Genomic DNA, 15,812 nt, shown 5'->3' on the forward strand with positions numbered 1-15,812 from the left:
GGTGAAAGCCCGTGTTGGCAAGTGGATCGAGTTCTACAACCGCAAACGCCCCCAATCCGCCCTTGGCGGCAGACCTCGGGCCGTGGTCTATTGGCTGAGAAAGACAAAACCCAACCCGATCAGCAGGAGCAGAGAGTAGCTTAAGTTACGCCGGATCTTGTCCAAACATTGGGGAGTAGCTCAGTAGTGCCAATCGATGCATGTATCCTGCACCCACTTCAGAATTGCCATGCTCGCGAACTCGGTACAATTATCCGAGACAATCGTCTTCGGCATGCCACGCTCAGAGATGCTGCGGTCCAGCTCACGCGCAACCGGTTGGCCCGACAATGATGTATCCGCAACCAGTACAAGGTCCTCGCGGTTGAAGTCATCGACAACCGCCAAGATGCGGAAACGACGTGCGTCTGCCAGTGCGTCTGACACAAAATTTAAGCTCCAGCGTTGGTTTGGGCCATCCGGGACCACCATCGGCTTTCTCGTGCCTAAGGCGCGTTTCCTGCCGCCCCTGTGCGGTACTTGCAGCGTCTCTTCGATATAAATCCGCCTCACCTTCTTATGGTTCACAGCAAAACCTTCCCGCGTGACCATCACTTGGACACGGCGGCAACCAAACCGCCGCCGTTCCCTCGAAACGCGCTTGATGGCATCCCTTAGCTCGGCATCATCACCACGGAGCGACAGGTATCGCGCCGAAGACCGATCGATTTGCAGCACTTTACACGCCCGCCGTTGGCTGACCTGATGAGCCTCCATCAAATGCACCACAGCTTTTCGCTTACGCCCATGTTTGCCCAACGCCGACGCCAAAACCATCTGGGATCCAGAAAACGGCGCGACGTTCTTAGCATCTGTCTTTGAGCATGCGCGCAGCCTCAAGCACGTAGATGCGCCCTGGGTGCACATCTCCAAATCAGCACAAAGGCTGAAAATCAGCCCCGCACCGATCATTCGTGCCATACAGACGGGCAGGTTTGCGCACCTGGGTTATTCAGCGCAACATACTGGATACGCGGCGCTTTTTGTCGATCACGGCGAAGTATCCAGCTTTCTCAAAGCACAAAAGAACAGGGCCGGGCAAATCCAACCCAGCCCTAAACTCAAGAAACGCCTTGACAGTCAATTGGCACGCTTATGCCCAAAACGGGCACTGTTATGCTGTAAGAACAACACCCCGCCGCTACATCAGCCACATTTGGAATGACCGCAACTGGTGCAGGTCATACAGCCTTCGACCATCTGCAAGGTAAATTCACCACAAGCTGGGCAGGCTTTACCGCGTGGCGCGTCTAGGTTCACGACCTGTGCCTGCGGATCCGTTTTCAACCCCATGCCCTCACCTTCGATAAAGCCGATTTTGACCATATGGGTTTCAATCACACCGCCAATAGCCGCCAGGATAGAAGGAATATACTTGCCCTTCACCCAGGCTCCGCCGCGCGGGTCAAACACCGCTTTCAGCTCTTCAACAACAAACGACACATCGCCGCCACGACGGAACACCGCCGAAATCATCCGCGTCAGCGCCAGCGTCCAGGCGTAATGCTCCATGTTTTTGGAGTTGATGAACACTTCAAACGGGCGCCGATGACCGCCAATGATGATGTCGTTGATGGTCAGATAGATCGCATGTTCGGAATCTGGCCACTTCAGCTTGTAGGTCGACCCCTCCAGCGACTGCGGACGATCCAGCGGTTCAGACATGTAAACCACTTCTGCGCTCTCATCAGATTGGGGTGCCTCTGCCCCCTCGCCTGGTGCCTTTTCCGAGCTTTCCGAAACCGACAGAACCGATCCGGTCACATCATTGGGACGGTATGTAGTGCAGCCCTTACAGCCCTGATCCCACGCCTGCATGTAAACGCCTTTGAAATCATCAAAGGAAATGTCTTCGGGGCAGTTGATGGTTTTGGAAATCGAGCTGTCGATCCATTTCTGCGCTGCGGCCTGCATTTTGACATGCGCCGCTGGAGACAGCGTCTGCGCGTTGACAAAATACTCTGGCAATTCTGCATCTTCACCGAATTTCTCACGATACATTTTGACCGCGTAATCCGCCACTTCTTCCTCAGTCCGGCTGCCATCCTTTTGCAGCACCTTGCGCGTATAGGCATAGGCGAAGACTGGTTCGATCCCGGATGAAACATTTCCTGCATAAAGGCTGATGGTGCCGGTGGGCGCAATCGAGGTAAGCAACGCGTTGCGAATACCGTGTTCACGGATCGCATCACGCACGTCATCGTCCATGTTCATCATATTACCGGACGCTAGGAATTTCTCGGCGTCAAACAAAGGGAACACGCCTTTTTCCTTCGCCAAATCCACCGACGCCAGATAGGCGGCGCGCGCGATAGCATGCAACCAGCGCTCGGTCTGACGCGCTGCTTCGTCCGTTCCATATTTCAACCCAAGCATCAGCAAAGCATCCGCAAGCCCGGTAACTCCAAGCCCGATGCGGCGTTTTGCCTGCGCTTCCTGCGCCTGTGCCTCAAGCGGGAATTTTGAGACATCAACCACATTGTCCATCATGCGAACTGCGGTGGCGACCAGCTTCTGCATCGCCTCTGGATCGAGCTCTGCATCTGCCTCAAACGGGCGTGCAACCAACCGCGCCAGATTGATAGAGCCTAGAAGACATGCGCCGTAGGGCGGCAAAGGCTGTTCACCGCAGGGGTTGGTTGCGCAGATATCCTCAATGTAGTTCAGGTTATTGGCTTTGTTGATCCGGTCGATAAAAATCACGCCGGGTTCCGCATAATCATAGGTGGCCTGCATGATCTTGTTCCAAAGATCACGCGCCTGCACCGTGTGATAGACCTTGTCGCCAAACACCAGCTCCCAGGGGCCGTCGGCCTTGACCGCTTCCATAAACGGATCGGTGACCAGCACCGACATATTGAACATCCGCAAACGGGCCGGATCAGATTTTGCGGTGATAAAGGCCTCAATGTCCGGGTGATCGCAGCGCATGGTCGCCATCATAGCGCCCCGGCGCGAGCCTGCCGACATAATGGTGCGGCACATCGCGTCCCAGACATCCATAAACGACAAGGGGCCCGACGCATCCGCAGCCACGCCTTTGACATCGGCACCACGTGGGCGAATGGTCGAAAAATCATAACCGATGCCACCGCCCTGCTGCATGGTCAGAGCAGCTTCTTTCAACATGTCGAAAATTCCGCCCATGCTGTCTGGCACCGTGCCCATGACAAAACAGTTAAACAGCGTCACCTGACGCGCGGTACCTGCCCCTGCGGTGATCCGACCTGCGGGAAGGTATTTGAAATCTTCCAAGGCAGTATAAAACGTCTTTTCCCAGGCTTCGGAGTTGCTTTCAACCCGTGCCAGATCACGGGCGATGCGACGCCAGCTGTCTTCCACCGTCAAATCAATCGGCGTGCCATCCGCCTCTTTGAAGCGATATTTCATATCCCAGATCTGTTCAGCGATGGGGGCAGCAAAGCGGGTCATGCAGAGGTTCCTATGAATCGGGTGCCAAGAAGAGACAGGGTCGATACTACAGTGTACGTCAGGATCTCAACGGGAAAAAAATGGTCAGCAGGATTTTACCGACAAGCATACCACAAGACCTTGCCCCCACCAAATCGCGACCTACAATATAAGGGCTTTATTTGGGACGACTCTGTGGGGAAGCTGTGGATAAGACCGTCAATCTGGTGAAACTGTCGGTGGGCAGCGAAAGCGTGGAGACTTTAACCGTGTGGCAGGCGCAACATGCTGCGCGTTGGCCTGATGGTCTTCCCCGCCATATTACCCGCATGTGGCCCAAACGTGAAAAAGAGCTGCTGAATGGTGGTTCAATCTATTGGGTCATCAAAGGCCAAATTCAATGCCGTCAACGCATCTTGCGGCTCGAAGAAGTGATGGGCGAAGATGAGATCCGCCGCTGCGCTATTGTGCTGGAGCCGGAAATTCACTTAACCCAGACTGCGCAGAAACGACCGTTTCAGGGCTGGCGCTATCTTAAGGTTGAGGACACGCCTGCCGATCTCAGCGGTGCGCGGCGCGAAGAAGAGGCACTGCCGCCAGAGCTGTCGCAGGCCCTGGCAGAAATTGGTGTCATCTAGGCCGTGCGGCTCAGGATGTCAGTGTCTCGTTAAGGGCGGTGTCAAAGGCCGCCCAGAGCTCTTCAACGGGCTCCACACCAACCGCAATACGTACAAAACCCGGCTCAACCGCGTCGCCCCAACGGGCGCGGCGTTCGGCCGAGCTGTGCACACCACCAAATGAGGTGGCCGGACGCAGCAAGGTACAGCTGTTGATGAACTGCTCAGCGCGTTCCGCATCAGACAGTGTTACCCCGATCAAAAAACCAAAACGCGCGCATTGCGTGCGGGCGATCTCATGCGCTGGATCAGTTGCGAGCCCCGGAAAACGCACCTGGTTTACCGCTGAATGCTCAGCCAGGCGCGCTGCAATCACCTCTGCATTGTTGCACATGCGGTCATAGCGCACTTCCAGCGTTTCCATCCCGCGGTGCAGCAACCAAGCGGTATGCGCCCCGGCGATAGAGCCAGACAGCTTGCGCCAGTCTTCCACCCGCTGCATCAGGTCCGAATTGCGGCTGGCGACATGGCCTGCCAGAAGATCCGAATGCCCACCAAGCGCTTTGGTGTCAGACGAAACCACAATATCAATGCCAAGATCCAGCGGCCGCTGGCCCAGCGGAGTGAGCGTGGTGTTGTCGGCAATAGTGATGCCGCCAGCTGCGCGCACCTGCGTTGCAACCGCGCGCAGATCCGTCATGTCGAGGCCGGGGTTTGACGGCGTCTCTACAAACACCACATCAAATCCTTCAAATCCCCCTTCGCAGAACTGCGCGGTGGGCCGTTCCACAAAAGTCACCCCAAGTGGTTCAAGGAACCGTTCAGCCAACAACCGGGTGGTGTAATAGCCATCTGAAGGCAACAGCAGACGCGCACCGGCCCGTAGCGTTGCAAACAGCGCCGCAGAAATCGCGGCCATGCCCGACGGAAACAGCAGCGCAGGCGCATCTTCCAAGGCGCCGATCATCGCCTCAGTACAACTCCAGCTGGGGTTGCCCGCGCGGCCATAGTGATAAGAACCATCAGGATCACCGGGCAGATGAAACATCGAAGCCGAGGTAATAGGCGGCGCAATAGGCGCGCCTTTTTCGAGGCTCTGGCCCCGCTTGTGTAGCAAAGCACCGCTGGCCAGGCTTGAACCCATCATTGCAGACCCTTTATCAGATGTATCGGCCATCAACGCTCTCCTTTTGAATTAGAAACATACGATAGGGGGGAGCACGGTCGCAGCGCAAGAGCTTGAACGCAAACGCTTCCGCCCCTGATCACATATTAAGATACGCCCAATACTTTGGCAGATTGAGATCAGCCTTGCAGCAAATCTCGCAGCTGGTTCAGTGTTGCTTTTTCCTCAGCTGAGTATTTGGCAACACGGCTGCGCCAAAGGGTAGCCTGAGATTTCAGCACCAGACCATCGCCAAGAATCTTCAGGTGATTGGCCCGCAGAGTTTCACCGGTTGAGGTGATATCGGCAATCATCTCGGCGGTTTCATTTTTCACCGTGCCTTCGGTTGCCCCCTGGCTGTCGACCAGCTGGTAATCCGCAACGCCCGCGTCTGTCAGGAACTCACGCACAAGCCGGTGATATTTGGTGGCAATGCGCAGACGGTGGCCATGTTTGGCCCGGAACCCCGCCGCCACCGCATCCAGATCATCCAGTGTTTCCACATCGATCCAAAACAGCGGCACCGCCAGAATAAGATCCGCATGTCCAAAGCCCAGCGGCTCCAGCTCTTCGAGCTGTTGCTCCCAACGCGGAAGTTTTTCCTGAATAAGATCAGTACCGGTCACCCCAAGGTGAATGCGGCCTTCGGCCAACTCGCGCGGAATTTCACCAGCGGATAGCAGCACAAGTTCAACACCGTCGATACCATCAACCCGACCCGCATATTCGCGATCAGATCCAGTACGAGACAGGGTCAACCCACGTTTTGCGAACCAGTCAAAGGTCTTATCCATCAACCGCCCTTTGGAGGGCACACCCAGTTTCAAGCTCATGATTGGGCCTCCGCTTCCAGAGTGAGGATCAGATCAGGGCGCAGCACGCCCCCCACGGCGGGGATTTCTGTCCCCTGCCCCAGATGACGGGTCAATGCATCATAACGCCCACCCGTGGCTACGGCCGGAAGATCAGGACGCTGGCTTGCGTAAAAGCCAAAGACAAAGCCATCATAATATTCCATAGAGGTACGCCCGTAGGAGGCCTCAAAATCCAGCATATCCACATCAATGCCCCGGGCGCGTAGTGCCGAGACCCGCTGATCAAGCAAATCCAGAGCCGGTAAAATCTGTGGCAGATCCACAGCAACATCGCGCAGCTGCTCCACCGCAAACGGGATGGTTTCACGTACAGACAGAAGGGTTTCCAGCGCGAGGATTTCGTTTTCCGAAATCGGCGCAACATCCGCATCCGCGCGCAGCGCATCTACCCGTTGATCCACATCCACTGCGCGGCGTTTACCAATTTCTGGAGCCGATGCAGACAACGACCCCTGGGTGGTGAGCAATGACCGGCGATGTTCGCTCAGCTCCGCGCGACCAGCAAATTGGTCAAGCAGTGATTTGAACCGGCGCGGCCGCCAAATGTGGCGCAGCAACGCGGCTTTGCGCAGATCAGACGTCTTCAACCCCTGCACTGCCGCCATCAGGATACCAATGTCACCACAGGCAGCCCGCACAGGCAGATCGCGCAACTGCATCGCAATCAGCGCAAAGACCTCGGCATCAGCGGCAGCCGGGTTTGTGCGATCAAACACTTCATAGCCGACCTGCATATATTCATTGGCACGGTCGGGGTCATGTTCCTGACGGCGAAAAACCTCACCCGCGTAGGTATAGCGCGCGGGCTCCGCCCCCTGACGCATATGCATTTCCACCACCGGTACGGTGAAATCCGGGCGCAGCATCTGTTCGCCGCGCAAAGCATCCGAAGTTACATAGGCACGGGCCCGAATGTCTTCGCCATAAAGATCCAGCAGCGTTTCCGCAGATTGCAGGATCGGCGGTTCGACCAAACGGGCACCGGCGGCTTCAAAATTCATCCGCAACCGCTGAGCGCGGGCCTGAATATCAGAAGGATTGGCCATGGTTACTGATCCTGACTGTCAAGAATTTCACGCACCTTCGTGACCAAATCACCACGGGCAACGGTGAACTGGCTGGGGCGTTCTTTCCACTCTTCCAAAGTGGCGTTTTCAGCGATCTTAGCACCCAGGATCAGATCCTTGATCTGGATGATCCCCTGCGCTTTCTCATCACCACCTTCGATCACTGCAATGGGAGAATTGCGCTTATCGGCGTATTTCAACTGATTGCCAAAGTTCTTGGGATTGCCCAGATAAACCTCTGCACGGATGCCCGCATTGCGCAGCTCCGAAACCATGGCCTGATAATCCGCCATCCGGTCACGATCCATAACTGTCACAACAACCGGTCCTGTTGGCGTTGCCGACAGACGCCCCTTCTCGCGCAGCGCCGCAAGCAGACGATCCACCCCGATAGACACCCCAACTGCAGGAACTTCTTGACCAGTGAAGCGCTTCACCAGCCCGTCATAGCGCCCACCTCCAGACACAGAGCCAAACTGACGCTTGCGCCCTTTTTCGTCCAGGATCTCAAAGGTGAGTTCTGCTTCAAAAACCGGTCCGGTGTAATAGCCCAGGCCACGGACGATGGAGGGGTCAATCAGCACCCGATCCGCGCCGTATTTAGATGCGGCGAGCAGCTCACCGATTTGTTCCAGCTCGGCGATGCCATCTTGGCCCACTTTGCTGTCACCAACCGCAGCGCGCAGATTTGACATTGTGCCTGCAACATCATCCGCCTTGGATGTGAGGAAGGCAATCACAGGATCAGCCTGCGTGTCGCCAAGACCAACGCCATCAATGAACGCGCCGGACGCGTCCAAACGTCCTTTGGTCAGCAACTCGCGTACGCCTGCCTCGCCCACTTTGTCGAATTTGTCGATTGTGCGCAAAACATCGTCACGTTTGGGGTCATCTTCTGCCAGCCCCATGGCTTCTAGCACACCGTTCAAAACCTTGCGGTTGTTGACGCGCACCAGATAGTCACCGCGCGGGATCCCCACGGTTTCCAATGTATCAGACAGCATCATGCAGATCTCGGCGTCCGCAGCCATCGACGCGGTGCCAACGGTGTCCGCATCACATTGGTAGAACTGGCGATAACGTCCCGGACCAGGCTTTTCATTGCGCCAAACCGGCCCCATGGCATAGCGGCGATAAGGCGATGGCAAATCATTGCGGTATTGGGCATAGACGCGCGCCAATGGGGCGGTGAGATCATAACGCAGGGCCATCCAATCGCCCTTGTCGCCTTCATCCGCCTCCTGCCAGGCAAAGACACCCGCGTTCGGGCGATCCACATCCGGCAGAAATTTTCCCAAAGCTTCAACTGTTTCCACAGCTGAGCTTTCAAGCGCGTCAAATCCGTAATGATGGTAAACACCAGCGATGGCCTGCAACATCTCTGTGCGCTGGCTCACCTCTTCACCAAAATAGTCACGGAACCCTTTGGGCGTTTGCGCCTTGGGGCGGGGCTGTTTCTTGGCTTTGGCCATAGTGGCCTCCTCGCAGGTGTCATTAGGTTACGGCTGGCGGAATAGCCCATGCACGGCCAAGCGGCAAGCCGCGCAAATGTGCCAAATCAAAACAGCGGCGAAATTAAGCACATCTTTTGCGTGTCCCCTGCCCCAATCAGAGGAAAACCCAGCAGCGCACAAAAAAACCGGCCCTCAAATGAGCGCCGGTTTCAATCTTGATCGGGATCTAACCCTTACAGACCAATATGGGTGCCCAGGGCTTCCATATCCGCCAAGAGCTTGGCCGCATCGCTAACCAGGTCGTGCTGTTCATTATCAACAGCTGCTTGGTGGGCTGCACGCGCTTCTTCAATGAAAGCGTCCAGCTGTTCGCGGGTCAGTTCACTGGTGGGTACGGCTTTCTCGGCGAGAACCGAAAGGCCCTCTACACCGATTTCCGCAAAACCGCCGGTGACCACATATTCCGAGTTTCCTTCCGGGCTTTCGACCTTCAGGAGACCCGGGCGCAGTGTGGTGATGGTCGGCGCATGCATCGGCATTGCCGTCATGTCACCGTCCGCGCCTGGGATCACAACCGCGCTCGCCGGGAGCGAAGCAAGGCTTCGCTCGGGGCTTACGAGGTTAAATTGCATGGTGTCAGCCATCGGGATACTCCTTAGGCCGCTTCAGCAGCCATTTTTTCGGCTTTTGCGAGCACTTCATCGATGCCGCCAACCATGTAGAAGGCGCCTTCGGGGAGGTGGTCGTATTCGCCAGCAACAACCGCTTTGAACGACGAGATGGTGTCTTCCAGCTGAACCTGAACACCGTCAGAGCCGGTGAACACTTTCGCAACGTCAAACGGCTGCGACAGGAAACGCTGGATCTTACGGGCGCGGGCAACGGTCAGTTTGTCTTCTTCTGACAGTTCGTCCATGCCGAGGATCGCGATGATGTCTTGCAGCGACTTGTAGCGCTGAAGGATCTGCTGAACGTCAGACGCAACTTTGTAGTGCTCTTCACCAACGATTTGCGGATCCATCAGGCGCGACGAAGAATCGAGCGGGTCAACAGCCGGGTAGATGCCCAGCTCAGAGATCGCACGGTTCAGAACGGTTGTCGCGTCCAAGTGAGCAAAGGTGGTTGCAGGCGCAGGGTCGGTAAGGTCATCCGCTGGAACGTAAACAGCCTGGATCGAGGTGATCGAGCCGTTTTTGGTTGAAGTAATACGTTCCTGCATCGCACCCATGTCGGTTGCGAGTGTTGGCTGGTAGCCAACCGCGGAAGGAATACGACCCAACAGAGCCGAAACCTCGGAACCCGCCTGGGTAAAGCGGAAGATGTTGTCGACGAAGAACAGAACGTCGGAACCAGATTGGTCACGGAACTGTTCCGCCAGGGTCAGACCTGTCAGAGCAACACGTGCACGCGCACCGGGAGGCTCGTTCATCTGGCCGTAAACCAGAGCAACCTGAGATTCTTCCAGGTTATCAGGTTTGATAACGTTGGATTCGATCATCTCGTGGTAAAGGTCGTTCCCTTCACGGGTCCGCTCACCAACACCCGCGAACACGGAGTAACCCGAGTGCACTTTTGCGATGTTGTTGATCAGTTCCATGATCAGAACGGTTTTACCAACGCCCGCACCGCCGAACAGACCAATTTTACCACCCTTAGAGTAAGGTGCCAGCAGGTCGATCACTTTGATGCCAGTTACCAGAACTTCCGACGCGGTCGACTGTTCTGCAAACTCAGGCGCTTCTTGGTGAATTTCGCGGGTCTCGGTAACCTTCAGCGGTTCACCTTCATCCACGGGCTCACCCACAACGTTCAGGATACGGCCCAGGGTTGCGTTACCAACGGGGATGGTGATCGCCGCGCCGGTGTCTACAACTTCCTGACCGCGAACCAAACCTTCGGTCGCGTCCATCGCGATGGTACGAACGGTGTTTTCACCAAGGTGCTGGGCAACTTCCAGAACCAGTTTCTTACCGTTGTTTTCGGTGGTGATGGCGTTCAGGATCGCGGGCAGTTGGTCGTCGAACTGGACGTCTACAACGGCGCCGATGATCTGGGTCACCTTACCTTTTGCATTTGCCATTTTATGGTCTCCGGTTGTCTCTTAGAGCGCCTCAGCGCCCGAAATGATTTCAATCAGTTCGCTGGTGATCACAGCCTGACGCGAGCGGTTATACTCGATGGTCAGCTTATCGATCATTTCACCCGCGTTGCGGGTTGCGTTGTCCATCGCACTCATCCGGGCACCCTGTTCAGAGGCGCCGTTCTCCAGCAGAGCAGAGAAAATCTGAGTGGCCACACCACGGGGCAGCAGGTCAGCCAGAATGGCTTCTTCGCTGGGCTCGTAGTCATATTCGGCCGCCAGACCTTCGTCGTCACCGCTTGCTTCGTAAGAAGCCGGGATGATCTGCTGCGCGGTTGGGATCTGGGTCACAACGTTCACGAACTCCGCATAGAAGACCGTTGCAACGTCGAATTCACCCTCGTCAAACCGTGTCAGCACGTCTTTGGCGATGTCCTGCGCATTGGAGTACCCAACCGACTTAAGGCCAGCTAGGTCCACATGACCAACGAACAGGTCTTCAAACTCGCGTTTCAGAGCGTCGCGGCCTTTTTTGCCAACTGTGAGAACCTTCACAGTTTTGCCTGCAGCCTGAAGCTCAGTTGCCTTTTGACGGGCAAGTTTCGCGATATTGGAGTTGAAGCCGCCACAGAGGCCGCGTTCCGCCGTCAGAACGACCAGGAGATGAACCTGATCGCTGCCGGTGCCCGCAATCAATTTGGGCGCGGTATCGCTGCCGCCGACCGAAGCCGCCAGCCCCGCCATTACGGCATTGAACCGCTTGGCATAGGGGCGTGCGTCTTCAGCAGCTTCCTGGGCGCGGCGAAGTTTCGCCGCGGCCACCATTTGCATGGCTTTTGTGATCTTCCGAGTGTTTTTCACACTCTGGATCCGGTTTTTAAGGTCCTTGAGAGAAGGCATGTCCTACTCTCTCCTTATGCGAAGTCAGCTGCGAATTCGTCGAGAACAGCCTTCATTTTTTCAACGGGCTCACCCTTCTTGAACTTCGGATCCTCAGTCTGGATCCAGTTCAGGAAGTCAGCCTTCTTGGTGCGCAGGAAGGTGAGCAATTCAGCTTCGAAACGGCCAACCTCTTTGAGGTCGATCTTGTCGAGGTAGCCATTGGTACCAGCAAAGATCACGCAGACGATTTCAGCGTTGGTCAGCGGTGCGTACTGCGGCTGTTTCATCAGCTCGGTCAGACGGGCACCACGGTTCAGCAGCTGTTGGGTTGCCGCGTCAAGGTCGGAACCAAACTGAGCAAACGCAGCCATCTCACGGTACTGAGCCAGCGACAGTTTAACCGGACCCGCAACCGAAGACATCGCATCGGTCTGCGCCGAGGAGCCAACACGTGAAACCGACAGACCGGTGTTCACAGCAGGACGGATACCTTGGTAGAACAGTTCGGTTTCCAGGAAGATCTGACCGTCGGTGATCGAGATCACGTTGGTCGGAATAAACGCGGAAACGTCGCCACCTTGGGTTTCAATGATCGGCAGCGCGGTCAGCGAGCCAGCACCGAAATCTTCGTTCAGCTTTGCCGAACGCTCCAGCAGGCGGGAGTGAAGATAGAAAACGTCACCAGGATAAGCTTCACGTCCGGGCGGACGACGCAGCAGCAGGGACATCTGACGATAAGCAACCGCTTGCTTGGAGAGATCATCATAGATGATCAGCGCGTGACGGCCGTTGTCGCGGAATGCTTCGGCCATTGCGGTCGCGGCATAAGGTGCCAGGAACTGCATCGGCGCCGGGTCGGACGCGGTTGCAGCAACAACGATGGAGTATTCCATCGCGCCGGTTTCTTCCAGCTTCTTCACCAGCTGCGCAACAGTAGAGCGCTTCTGGCCAACCGCAACATATACGCAGTACAGTTTCTTGTACTCGTCGTCGCCAGCGGCTTCGTTGTAAACTTTCTGGTTCAGGATCGCGTCCAGAGCAACGGCAGTTTTACCGGTCTGACGGTCACCAATGATCAGCTCACGCTGGCCACGGCCGATCGGGATCATCGCGTCAACCGATTTCAGGCCGGTTGCCATTGGTTCGTGAACCGATTTACGCGGGATGATGCCCGGCGCTTTAACGTCCGCAACTTTACGCTCGGCACCCTCAATCGGGCCTTTGCCGTCCAGCGGGTTACCCAGAGCGTCAACAACGCGGCCCAGCAGGGCGTCGCCCGAGGGAACGTCCACGATGGAGTTGGTGCGCTTTACGGTGTCACCTTCTTTAATGTCACGGTCAGAACCGAAGATAACAACACCAACGTTGTCAGCTTCCAGGTTCAGCGCCATGCCCATGATGCCACCGGGGAATTCGACCATTTCGCCGGCTTGGACGTTATCCAGACCGTGAACACGTGCGATACCGTCACCGACGGACAGCACGCGACCGATTTCGGCCACCTCTGCTTCTTGACCAAAATTCTTGATTTGGTCTTTCAGGATCGCAGAAATCTCTGCAGCTTGGATACCCATTTATCCGACCTCTTTCATTGCATTCTGTAGGGAGTTGAGCTTGGAGCGGATCGAGCTATCGACCATCTTCGAGCCCACTTTGACAACGAGACCGCCGATGATACCTGCATCGACGCTTGCGTTAATGGTAACTTTTTTGCCCACGCGCTCAGCCAAAGTCTTGGCCAGCTTTTCGCTTTGGGTCTTGGTCAGCGCCTTGGCTGAGATCACTTCTGCGGTCACTTCACCGCGGGCCTCAGCGAGGCGCGCGCGCAGCGCTTCGATCAACGCAGGCAGCACAAAAAGACGGCGTTTTTCTGCCATCAGCGCCAGGGTGTTGCGAACAGTGGGTTCAATACCCATCTTGTCTGCTACAGCGATGATCGCTGCCCCCTGCTCGGCGCGGGAAACGACCGGGGATGTGATCAGCTCAGACAGCTCGGGGCTGCTGGCCAATGCGTCGGCCAGATCGTTGATGCTTGTTTCAAGGCTGTCGAGAGACTTACTCTCTTCTGCAATCTCAAAGATCGCAGTGGCATAGCGCGCAGCAATACCTGCGGAAATCGAAGCTGGTTCGGACACGTCCACCCTTCCGATATTTAGGCCCCGGTTGGCAGGTGCAAACCAGCGTCCGGGGGCGTGAGGTAGCCCCTCCAGAGGTCGGCGAGGCATCGAAATCAGCGTGGATGTAGCAGAGCGTTACCAACCTAGCAACTGCCTTAACATCTTATTTCCGAGAGGTCGTTCACGCAATTTCAAGGAGTTAGGCGATATCTGTAGGTTTTCGTCAAATTAGTTTCGTGAAAAAGCTCATTTCGTAGCGTCATTTTTCGTGAACTGCAGTCGCTAACATGTGTCTTTCTTGCATGGAAGACCACTGAATTTGCGCCTCTCTCGCATTCCGGGAATCAGTTTTTGCTGCTGCACCACCTTCTGATTGCAGCGAAGCGGCGTCCTAACGCCCACATGTCCATGCTGGTTCCGGCAAGGGATTCGACAACCCCTCCAAAACCCGGATCCGACTGGGCTTGCTCGATTTGACCCGGCTTCCCGACTGCGGATAGGCTTGCTTGCGCACTTCGACCAAAAACACCCCCCCTGCGAGCACGGTCGGCAATTTTTGTCCGAAACGCTCGATCATCTGCGCAGATCGCAGCCAGAACCTCTTTTCGCTTGGCGGCAAATGCAGCGCAGATACATGGGTCTCAACTTCAAACTGATGACTGCGCAGCTGATGTTCGAGCTGCCCAAGCGTATAAGGACGGCCAAATCCAAACGGCGTGCGATCAGAACGCACCCAAAGCCCCGCGCGGTTGGGCACGATGAACATCGCGCGCCCTCCAGGGCCAAGCACACGCCAGCATTCCTCCAACAATTTACGCGGGCGCTCCGAGGTTTCCAGCGCATGCATCACAACCAGCCGGTCCACATGGCCTGTTTCCAACGGCCACATCGCCTCTTCGCACAAAACCGATACATTGGGCTGGCCCGCCGGCCATTGCATCACTCCCTGCGGTCCCGGCATCAAAGCCACCACCCGGCGTGCCTGGTCCAGGTAAGGTCTGAGCAGCGGAGCCGCAAACCCAAACCCGGCAACGGTTTCTCCGTGCGCGTCTGGCCATAGCTCCAGCAGGCGCGAACGGATCGACGCCTGCACCAAACGCCCGAGCTTGCTACGATAGTAGAAGTTTCTCAGATCTTGAACGTCGAGATACATTGCAGCCGCGCGCTCCTTTGGCCAAACTGACCCTAGTTTAGCCATCTTGAGACGAATGACCATGCCCCTGGAAATCCTAACCGTTCCCTGTCGCACAGATAATTACGCATTTTTGTTGCACAATGACGAAACCGGGGAAACCGCGCTCGTCGATGCTCCAGAAGCGGCCCCGATAGAAGCCGCGCTTTCTGCGCGCGGCTGGACCCTCGACTATATATTGATCACCCATCACCACTACGATCACGTTGATGCCGTCGAGCCATTGCGAAACCGCGACAACGCGCAGGTCTACGGCGCAGCAAACGATGCGCATCGCCTGCCCCCGCTCGATCAGACACTTAATGATGGAGAAACACTCAGCCTTCTCGGTGAAGAGCTCCGGGTAATGGATGTCTCGGGGCACACGATCGGCCACATCGCATTCCACTTCCCGCACTCAAAAGCGGTTTTTACGGCTGATAGCCTCATGGCGCTTGGCTGTGGGCGGCTTTTTGAAGGCACGCCCAAACAGGCTTTTGACAGTCTTTGTGCTCTTGCCAGTCTGCCAGAAGACACTATTGTATATTCAGGGCATGAATACACCCAAGCAAATGCAAAATTCGCCCTGACGATCGAAGCAGACAATCCGGCTCTTATTGAACGCGTTGCAGATATCAACGCCGCGCGTGAATCTGGTCGCCCAACGGTGCCATCTTCTCTGGTATTGGAGCGCGCGACCAACCCGTTTCTGAGAGCCGATCAGCCAGGGATCAAAATTGCCTTGGGTTTGGAAGACCAGGATGCGCTTGCCGTGTTTACCGAGATTCGGCAACGAAAGGATAACTTTTGACCCGTTTTCGGGGGCGTGAAACGCAATCAAAAGGTTTTGTGACCGTAAAAAGTGAGAAACCTCTTGAAGCCGCCGCTGGATCAACCAAACTCTAACAATATGGAGACAAGGTTGAATGAGGGC

At 56.1% G+C, this 15,812-nt stretch carries 14 protein-coding genes; 2 read left to right on the forward strand and 12 right to left on the reverse strand.

Translation table 11 applies throughout. The annotated features are described in order from the left end of the window. Nucleotides 1-180: 180 nt before the first annotated feature. Together GG681_RS16890 and GG681_RS16895 are read right to left on the reverse strand one after the other, a co-directional pair. The gene (locus tag GG681_RS16890; protein WP_153549217.1) at nucleotides 181-960 is read right to left on the reverse strand and encodes a DDE-type integrase/transposase/recombinase; all 780 of its coding nucleotides are present in this window, start codon (nucleotides 958-960) and stop codon (nucleotides 181-183) included. Nucleotides 961-1,185: 225 nt separating this feature from the next. Next, nucleotides 1,186-3,471 (reverse strand): adenosylcobalamin-dependent ribonucleoside-diphosphate reductase, encoded by a 2,286-nt coding sequence (locus tag GG681_RS16895; RefSeq protein WP_153549218.1) that lies wholly within the window; start codon nucleotides 3,469-3,471, stop codon nucleotides 1,186-1,188. 185 nt (nucleotides 3,472-3,656) lie between these two features. Here GG681_RS16895 and GG681_RS16900 point away from each other — a divergent pair, with 185 nt between their 5' ends. Then, on the forward strand, nucleotides 3,657-4,088 hold the full coding sequence (locus tag GG681_RS16900) for a DUF1489 family protein (protein ID WP_328593432.1): 432 nt from the start codon (nucleotides 3,657-3,659) through the stop codon (nucleotides 4,086-4,088). A gap of 10 nt (nucleotides 4,089-4,098) precedes the next feature. On the opposite strand, the gene GG681_RS16905 is transcribed toward GG681_RS16900, so the two are convergent. The 10 genes from GG681_RS16905 to GG681_RS16950 all read right to left on the reverse strand — a co-directional run bounded on the left by GG681_RS16905 (nucleotide 4,099) and on the right by GG681_RS16950 (nucleotide 14,860). Next, a complete protein-coding gene (locus tag GG681_RS16905; protein ID WP_235900054.1) occupies nucleotides 4,099-5,244 on the reverse strand; it encodes a cystathionine gamma-lyase in 1,146 nt (381 codons plus the stop codon). Nucleotides 5,245-5,372: 128 nt separating this feature from the next. Next, nucleotides 5,373-6,065, reverse strand: coding sequence for an ATP phosphoribosyltransferase (gene hisG, locus GG681_RS16910; protein WP_153549220.1), 693 nt, complete (start codon nucleotides 6,063-6,065; stop codon nucleotides 5,373-5,375). Then, nucleotides 6,062-7,153, reverse strand: a complete 1,092-nt coding sequence (locus tag GG681_RS16915; protein ID WP_153549221.1) for an ATP phosphoribosyltransferase regulatory subunit — start codon at nucleotides 7,151-7,153, stop codon at nucleotides 6,062-6,064. Before GG681_RS16915 ends, hisG begins: the two co-directional genes overlap by 4 nt. A gap of 2 nt (nucleotides 7,154-7,155) precedes the next feature. Next, nucleotides 7,156-8,646, reverse strand: coding sequence for a histidine--tRNA ligase (gene hisS, locus GG681_RS16920; RefSeq protein WP_153549222.1), 1,491 nt, complete (start codon nucleotides 8,644-8,646; stop codon nucleotides 7,156-7,158). Between the two features lie 215 nt (nucleotides 8,647-8,861). Further along, the gene (locus tag GG681_RS16925; RefSeq protein WP_153549223.1) at nucleotides 8,862-9,272 is read right to left on the reverse strand and encodes a F0F1 ATP synthase subunit epsilon; all 411 of its coding nucleotides are present in this window, start codon (nucleotides 9,270-9,272) and stop codon (nucleotides 8,862-8,864) included. An 11-nt stretch (nucleotides 9,273-9,283) separates the two neighbouring features. Continuing rightward, a complete protein-coding gene (gene atpD, locus GG681_RS16930; protein ID WP_153549224.1) occupies nucleotides 9,284-10,708 on the reverse strand; it encodes a F0F1 ATP synthase subunit beta in 1,425 nt (474 codons plus the stop codon). A gap of 21 nt (nucleotides 10,709-10,729) precedes the next feature. Beyond that, the gene (locus GG681_RS16935) at nucleotides 10,730-11,608 is read right to left on the reverse strand and encodes a F0F1 ATP synthase subunit gamma (protein ID WP_153549225.1); all 879 of its coding nucleotides are present in this window, start codon (nucleotides 11,606-11,608) and stop codon (nucleotides 10,730-10,732) included. Nucleotides 11,609-11,622: 14 nt separating this feature from the next. Continuing rightward, a complete protein-coding gene (gene atpA, locus GG681_RS16940; protein ID WP_153549226.1) occupies nucleotides 11,623-13,164 on the reverse strand; it encodes a F0F1 ATP synthase subunit alpha in 1,542 nt (513 codons plus the stop codon). Beyond that, entirely contained in the window at nucleotides 13,165-13,725 is a 561-nt protein-coding gene (locus GG681_RS16945) for a F0F1 ATP synthase subunit delta (protein ID WP_328593433.1), read from the reverse strand. It lies immediately after the preceding gene. Nucleotides 13,726-14,098: 373 nt separating this feature from the next. After that, complete coding sequence (locus GG681_RS16950) at nucleotides 14,099-14,860, reverse strand: class I SAM-dependent methyltransferase (RefSeq protein ID WP_153549228.1); 762 nt, start codon at nucleotides 14,858-14,860, stop codon at nucleotides 14,099-14,101. A gap of 55 nt (nucleotides 14,861-14,915) precedes the next feature. On the opposite strand from GG681_RS16950, the gene gloB reads away from it, so the two are divergent. After that, a complete protein-coding gene (gene gloB / locus GG681_RS16955; RefSeq protein ID WP_153549229.1) occupies nucleotides 14,916-15,689 on the forward strand; it encodes a hydroxyacylglutathione hydrolase in 774 nt (257 codons plus the stop codon). Nucleotides 15,690-15,812 lie beyond the last annotated feature (123 nt).

The sequence above is a fragment of the Tritonibacter aquimaris genome, assembly GCF_009617595.1.
Lineage (GTDB): Bacteria > Pseudomonadota > Alphaproteobacteria > Rhodobacterales > Rhodobacteraceae > Epibacterium > Epibacterium aquimaris.

Bases quoted from the DNA above. Each gene is read 5' to 3' on its own strand.
- GG681_RS16890 (WP_153549217.1), bottom strand. From the start codon at position 960: ATGGCACGAATGATCGGTGCGGGGCTGATTTTCAGCCTTTGTGCTGAT.
- GG681_RS16895 (WP_153549218.1), bottom strand. From the start codon at position 3,471: ATGACCCGCTTTGCTGCCCCCATCGCTGAACAGATCTGGGATATGAAA.
- GG681_RS16905 (WP_235900054.1), bottom strand. From the start codon at position 5,244: ATGGCCGATACATCTGATAAAGGGTCTGCAATGATGGGTTCAAGCCTG.
- hisG (WP_153549220.1), bottom strand. From the start codon at position 6,065: ATGAGCTTGAAACTGGGTGTGCCCTCCAAAGGGCGGTTGATGGATAAG.
- GG681_RS16915 (WP_153549221.1), bottom strand. From the start codon at position 7,153: ATGGCCAATCCTTCTGATATTCAGGCCCGCGCTCAGCGGTTGCGGATG.
- hisS (WP_153549222.1), bottom strand. From the start codon at position 8,646: ATGGCCAAAGCCAAGAAACAGCCCCGCCCCAAGGCGCAAACGCCCAAA.
- GG681_RS16925 (WP_153549223.1), bottom strand. From the start codon at position 9,272: ATGGCTGACACCATGCAATTTAACCTCGTAAGCCCCGAGCGAAGCCTT.
- atpD (WP_153549224.1), bottom strand. From the start codon at position 10,708: ATGGCAAATGCAAAAGGTAAGGTGACCCAGATCATCGGCGCCGTTGTA.
- GG681_RS16935 (WP_153549225.1), bottom strand. From the start codon at position 11,608: ATGCCTTCTCTCAAGGACCTTAAAAACCGGATCCAGAGTGTGAAAAAC.
- atpA (WP_153549226.1), bottom strand. From the start codon at position 13,164: ATGGGTATCCAAGCTGCAGAGATTTCTGCGATCCTGAAAGACCAAATC.
- GG681_RS16950 (WP_153549228.1), bottom strand. From the start codon at position 14,860: ATGTATCTCGACGTTCAAGATCTGAGAAACTTCTACTATCGTAGCAAG.
- gloB (WP_153549229.1), top strand. From the start codon at position 14,916: ATGACCATGCCCCTGGAAATCCTAACCGTTCCCTGTCGCACAGATAAT.